Annotated in this window: 6 protein-coding genes; 4 read left to right on the forward strand and 2 right to left on the reverse strand. The window is 51.8% G+C overall.

Annotated features, from left to right (window positions below; genetic code table 11):
- Both IQ260_RS26765 and IQ260_RS26770 read left to right on the forward strand, forming a co-directional pair.
- Positions 1-515: COP23 domain-containing protein (locus tag IQ260_RS26765; RefSeq protein ID WP_228016467.1), on the forward strand; the 515-nt coding region annotated here is incomplete at its 5' end.
- Positions 516-703: 188 nt separating this feature from the next.
- Positions 704-2,287, forward strand: coding sequence for a tetratricopeptide repeat-containing S1 family peptidase (locus IQ260_RS26770; RefSeq protein ID WP_193996135.1), 1,584 nt, complete (start codon positions 704-706; stop codon positions 2,285-2,287).
- Between the two features lie 50 nt (positions 2,288-2,337).
- Here the strand turns inward: IQ260_RS26770 and IQ260_RS26775 are convergent, their stop codons facing one another.
- Positions 2,338-3,312 (reverse strand): branched-chain amino acid transaminase, encoded by a 975-nt coding sequence (locus tag IQ260_RS26775; RefSeq protein ID WP_193996136.1) that lies wholly within the window; start codon positions 3,310-3,312, stop codon positions 2,338-2,340.
- A gap of 91 nt (positions 3,313-3,403) precedes the next feature.
- Between IQ260_RS26775 and IQ260_RS26780 the strand changes: the two genes are divergently transcribed.
- Both IQ260_RS26780 and IQ260_RS26785 read left to right on the forward strand, forming a co-directional pair.
- Positions 3,404-4,243, forward strand: a complete 840-nt coding sequence (locus tag IQ260_RS26780) for a TrmB family transcriptional regulator (RefSeq protein WP_193996137.1) — start codon at positions 3,404-3,406, stop codon at positions 4,241-4,243.
- A gap of 110 nt (positions 4,244-4,353) precedes the next feature.
- Entirely contained in the window at positions 4,354-4,956 is a 603-nt protein-coding gene (locus IQ260_RS26785) for a LysE family translocator (RefSeq protein WP_228016468.1), read from the forward strand.
- Between the two features lie 83 nt (positions 4,957-5,039).
- Here IQ260_RS26785 and IQ260_RS26790 read toward each other — a convergent pair.
- The coding region (locus IQ260_RS26790; protein WP_193996139.1) for a vitamin K epoxide reductase family protein at positions 5,040-5,786 on the reverse strand (747 nt) is incomplete at its 5' end.

Consider the following 5,786-nt stretch of genomic DNA (forward strand, 5'->3'; position numbering starts at 1 on the left):
ACCATGGGGCCGCCAAGCCCACTGTAGAGGTTGAGGAATTTGAAATCATCCTGCCTGCAGAACCCGCTCACGAATTGGCAGGTACCTTCGCCTGTGTAGAATCTCCTTACTCTGGTGTAGCCCCGACCACTGTTTTTTATTCTCCTGAGGGAGCCCTGCCCGTGATTCACTGGGTATCTGATTACTTCGCAGGCTCTGGCTACGATCCACTCACACGCTGCCGTCAGGTTTCTGACCGGTTTGAGCGCTACTACGAAGCGGGCGTTCTCAACTACATCACAACGGGGATTGTCAATCGCTTACCTGTAATTTGCGTCTCTGATGAACTGGGTGGTCCCTGTCAGGGCCTTCTACTCACCCTGAAGCCTGGGCAGAATGCGAGCTTTGTGGTGCAGCGTCTCTTTGATCTGTCCTACGGTCGTCGGGTAGGTGCACTGTATGAGAGTGGTTCTCGGGTGTACATCGACGTTGAGAACTATTTGAGTGGCCTTGAGCAATTGGAAAGTTCTCGTTAGGTCAGAAGTTGTTGACAATCAACTTCATTTATCTTCTAACATCCCCCTTTCTAAGGGGGATTGAGGGGGATCGGCAACACCTATAAATGCTGCGAGATCCCCCCTTGCCCCCTTGAAAAGGGGGAATACTACAAGCTCTAGAGTTATCGATTGATAACGCCTAACAATTACTGAGGGGAGGGGGTAACATGTTTTCTGCTGTCAAAAAACTGACAAACTGGACAGTAATCGCGATCGCAACGATAGCCATTACCACTGCGGATGCGATCGCACGTCCCCTCCACGAAATTGAACAAATCGCTCAAGCAACTACTGTTCTCATTGACGGCTTAAATCCTGGTTCTGGGGTGATTGTCGCCAGGGACCGCGACCACTACTGGGTATTAACCGCTCAGCATGTAGTCGCCACTGAAGACGAATACTGGGTGATTGCCCCCGACGGCACCGAGTATCCACTGCAGTATGAAAGTCGCACGCTGTTTCCCGGTCAGGATATCGCTTTGATCCCATTTCGTAGCACGCGCCCCTATGAAATCGCAACATTGGCCGACTATCCCCAGTTAGACAGTGCCTTTCCCAACGTCTTTGTCTCCGGTTGGCAGGGTAGCAACATCCATCAGCAGCCTTTGCAGCATCGTCTCACTGGAGGGCAGCTACTACCGCGACAGTACGGGCTCATCCATGCCCAAACTCCATTGGCTCGCGGCTATCGTTTGTTTTATACAACAACAACAGAACGAGGCATGAGCGGCGGTCCGATCCTAAACACAGACGGTCAGGTGATCGGCATCCACGGTCGTTCTGAAGGAGAAGAGATTTCGTCTGATACAGGCTTAACACGTCTGCACTGGGGGTTTAGCAGTGGTTTGCCGCTGCCCGATAATCTCACCTCCCAGGTCCGTTTTCCAGTTGAATGGGATTATCAGACGCAGCCGCCACCAACCCCCAGTACGAGTGATATTGCTTCTTACAACAGTCTGTTAGTTGCTTCCCAGGAACGACCTCAAAACGCCGTCGACTGGATCAACTTAGGTAATCAGCTGTACCGCCAAGAAAAGTTTGAACAAGCTTTATCAGCCTTTGAAACAGCCCTCAAACAAGACGCCGATCTGTATCCAGCCTGGTATGGCAAAGGTCAGGTCTTAACTGCCTTAGGAGATTATCCTAAGGCTCTCAGCGCCTACAATCAGGCCCTGGAGTTAGAACCTGACTTTGTGCAAGCCCTGCGGGATCGGGCTTTGGTCTGGATTTTAGCCGGTCACCCTCAGCAAGCCGTTGCCGATCTGGATGCGGTTGTGCAGGCCATGCCTCAGGACTATGTCGCCTGGTACTTGCGCGGCAATCTTTTTTGGAAGTATCAAGGTTGGGATGAAGCGGCGCTGGGGTCCTACGATCGTGCCCTCAGCATTATGTCTAACTTTGCTGAGGTCTGGATTGAGCGGGGCCGGGTTTTGGACAAACTGGGTCGGGGGCAAGATGCGATCGCATCCCTGCAAACAGCCACTCGTCTCGAACCCGATTTGATTGAAGGCTGGTATTGGCTGGCGGCTATTCTATACGCTCAACAACAGTCTACAGCTGCCCTAGACTCCATTGAAAAAGTTCTGGCTGTCGCCCCCAACGACCTGAGATATCTGCTGCTAGAAGCTCAAATATTGATCCAACTACGGCAACCTACCGTTGCCCGACAGCGGCTGCTATCTATTCTCGAGTTAGCCTCGGCTGAGAGTCCGGAGGCCAACACAGCCCACCATCTTCTCCAGCAGCTTTAACCAAAGGGGCCGAGGTCCTGTAACCAACTGGAGAAATTGATTCCTCGATCCTAAACCGAATGAACTTGGCCGTAATCGATCTGGGTCAGCCAGCTGGTATAGCTGGAATTTTTACCTTGCATAATCTCGCGCAAACACTGCTGCAGCTGTTGCGTCACCGGTCGTTGTTCTGGCAGCGTATAATTCTCAACACTAGCAACAGGAACAATCTGCGCCGCTGTGCCGCAAAGAAAAATCTCGTCGGCAATCATTAACTCTGATTTATCCACCGGACGCTCAACGGTGGGAATGCCCAAATCTCTCGCCACGGTCAGCAGGCTATCGCGAGTGATACCTTCGAGAATATCTTGCTCGATACTGGGGGTAATCAGCTGTCCCTGGCGCACAATGAACAGGTTCATGGCAGATGCCTCACTGATTTTTCCGTGGCTGTTGAGCAAAATAGCCTCATCAAAACCTGACTCAATCGCTTCGGTTTTAGCCAGAGCAGAGGCAATATAGGCAGCGGTGGTTTTCGCCCGGAGCGGCTGGCTTAAGTCACGTTGACGAGACCAGGAGCTAATGCGACAGCGCACCGTTTTTTTCTTTAGGTAGTCCCCCATGGGAATACCGTAAATGATCAGGTCTTTCTCGATATCGTGAAGACGAGGAGCAACCCCAAGCCCCGCCGTGTAAATCAATGGGCGAATGTAAAAGGGCTCCGTAGGACGATTACGACAAACAAACTCGATCAGAGTGGTCTTCAGGTCAGCAGGATCTATGGCATAGCCAAGATATTTAGCGCTGTTGCATAGGCGCTGACAGTGGGCGTCCAAGCGAAAAATGAGGATTTGATTGGGGACCGAGGGATTTGGCAGCGCGCGGATACCGCCCAGAACGCCGGTACCGTAGTGCAGGGCATGGGTGGCAATGGAGATATTGGCGTCCTTGAAAGGAAGAAAACGGCCCTGGAGATAGGCCTGGGATAGGAAAGTCGCCGCCTGCTCTTGGGAGTTTGGGGCATTTTTAAGTGTTGTAGTAGTCATCTGAACGTAGGGGATTGATATCAGTTCAACCATAGGCTTACAATAACACCACTGAGCAGTGGTGACATAATTAGTAATATGGATTAGTCCTATGGCAGCAAACGAGTCTCAACCAGACGGAACGGCGCTTACACGCCTGACAGCGCTGGGGCTAACGCGCTATGAAGCAGCGGTGTATTTGGCCCTGTTGGAGCGACAAGATTTTACGCCGCCGCAGTTGGCGACCTGTGCCCAGGTGCCTCGGCAGCGCATTTATGATGTGCTGGCGTCTTTGTGCGATCGCGGTCTCGCCCTAGAACGACGCTCGGGAAAACAGCGATTATTTCAGGCAGTGGCGCCTAAAGCTGGGCTCACAGGTCTTTTGCAAACAAAACAGCAGCAGTATGAGCGGGAAATCGAGCAGCAACGCCAGCAAACCGAGCAGATAGTGGCCGCGTTGGGGCCGTTGTATGAGGCGGGTCATCGCAATCAAGATCCGCTGGCCTACGTGGAGGTGCTCTCTGACCCGGCACGCATTGCCGAGCGCGGAGAACTACTAGCGCGGGGAGCCCAGGAGAGCATTTGTGCCTTTTTTACGTCGCCATCCCTGTTGAGCTATGAGGTTGGGCTCAAACTGGTACGTCCTGCATTAGAGCGGGGGCTATCCTATAGAACCATCTATGAACGCAACGCCTGGCAAGATCCGAGCAGTCAAGAGTTTATTCGTCAGTGCCAGACATGGGGACAAGAAATTCGATTTGTTGACGCCGTTCCGTTTAAGCTGCAGCTATTCGATGGGCGGAGTGTCTTGTTGTCATTACAAGATCCGCTGGTGAGTACACCCAGCTTTACCGCGTTGAGCATTACCCATCCTGGCCTGGCGATGACTCTCAAAATTGCGTTTGAATCACTCTGGCTTAAAGGTACAACGGAAGCACCGTCTTCTATTTAGTCAGCAGATTTGCACGTACACTGCAGCCCTTTAGCTCTATCAACGCACAGTCATAAATTCACACCTCAAAAAATATGACGTTTCAAAGTCTCATTTCTCTATTTTTTACCATGGTTGTGCTAGCCGCACTGCCCAGCACAAGCGTACTTACCGTCATCGCCCGCTCGCTTTCCGCTGGATTTTGGCATGGCGGCGTCACGGCTTTAGGGATTGTGATGGGCGATATTGTGTTTATCTTGTTTGCGGTCTATGGTCTGGCTGTTCTCGCAACCACGCTAGTCAGCGTATTTGTTGTGATTAAATGTGTGGGCAGCGCTTACCTGATCGCACTGGGGGTGACGCTATGGCGGGCAAACGCAACAGCGATAAAGATTAACGGTGTGGAAAAGCCCTCTTGGATTTCAAGCTTTTTGACGGGTCTGCTGATCACGCTTGGAGATCAAAAAGCAGTATTGTTTTACATCGGCTTTTTACCTGCCTTTGTCGATCTTGCGAATCTCACAGTGACAGATACAAGCCTGATTATTGTAATTACCATAGGTGCAGTGGGAGGTGTAAAGCTAGCGTATGCCTATATGGCAGGACAAGCCCAGAGACTTTTGCAAAATCCCAAGGTGCATACACTGATCAATCGAGCCGCAGGAACTGCCATGATTTTGACGGGCTTGTATTTGGCGGGAACCGTGGTCAGTACAGCCTTTTTCAGGTCATAGAGAACGTAATGGATATCCACCAATATCCTAACAACTGAGTTGGGCTCCCGATATTAGCTCCTACTAATGTCGCCAGGTCACTGTTATGGGTGGTTAGGGGATTGATTTATAAACTCCTGGGGTCCGGTATAGCCAGAAGCGGCAGCCAAGGACTGTAGTGATTGAACGCCAGCGTAGGTTTCGCCATTGACTTCCCAGGTGGGATAGCTCTGCACACCCGCTGCGCGGCAGGCATTGGGCTGTGGATCTATGCCTTCGTCGTCGCATTCTACATAAGTAATATGCTCAAACGCTTGCTTACCAAAGAGAGTTTGCTGCGCGTGGCAGTGGGGACACCACCAGGCACCGTATTTCTTGGCACCAATGGCAGTTAAGTGCTTGGCTAAAGCAATCTCTGCAGCACCGGAGTCGGTCTCTACGACCGGGGGAGGGTTACCCGCTGTAAAGGTATCGGGGTTTTGGGCGTAGGCATATAAACCTGTGGTGGCGATGGTAGCAACCAGGGCCACCGAGATACCCGGTAACAACAGCTGACCGAAACTCTCCCAGCGGTTACCAATGAGGGTCAATACCCACAATCCCACCGAGAGAAACGCTGATAATAAGCAAGGGATACAGGGTTCTTGCAACACACCAAACATGACGTAGAGCAGATAGCCGCTAAAGATGGTCATAGCGGTGCTGCCAATGAACAATCCTAGCCATGTGGGGCCTTCGAGGGATTTATTTTTGGTCGTAATCGGAACAATGGCCAATGCCGCCATGAGCACGTACGCGATCGCACCCAATAAAGGCAGCGACAGCCCCCCTAACTGCACATAGGCACTCTC

Origin of the sequence: Leptolyngbya cf. ectocarpi LEGE 11479 (assembly GCF_015207065.1) — a bacterium.
In the GTDB taxonomy this organism is placed as follows: Bacteria; Cyanobacteriota; Cyanobacteriia; order Phormidesmidales; family Phormidesmidaceae; genus Leptothoe; species Leptothoe ectocarpi.

Excerpts from the sequence above, each read along its gene's own strand:
- IQ260_RS26770 (WP_193996135.1), top strand. The coding sequence starts at position 704 with ATGTTTTCTGCTGTCAAAAAACTGACAAACTGGACAGTAATCGCGATC.
- IQ260_RS26775 (WP_193996136.1), bottom strand. The coding sequence starts at position 3,312 with ATGACTACTACAACACTTAAAAATGCCCCAAACTCCCAAGAGCAGGCG.
- IQ260_RS26780 (WP_193996137.1), top strand. The coding sequence starts at position 3,404 with ATGGCAGCAAACGAGTCTCAACCAGACGGAACGGCGCTTACACGCCTG.
- IQ260_RS26785 (WP_228016468.1), top strand. The coding sequence starts at position 4,354 with ATGGTTGTGCTAGCCGCACTGCCCAGCACAAGCGTACTTACCGTCATC.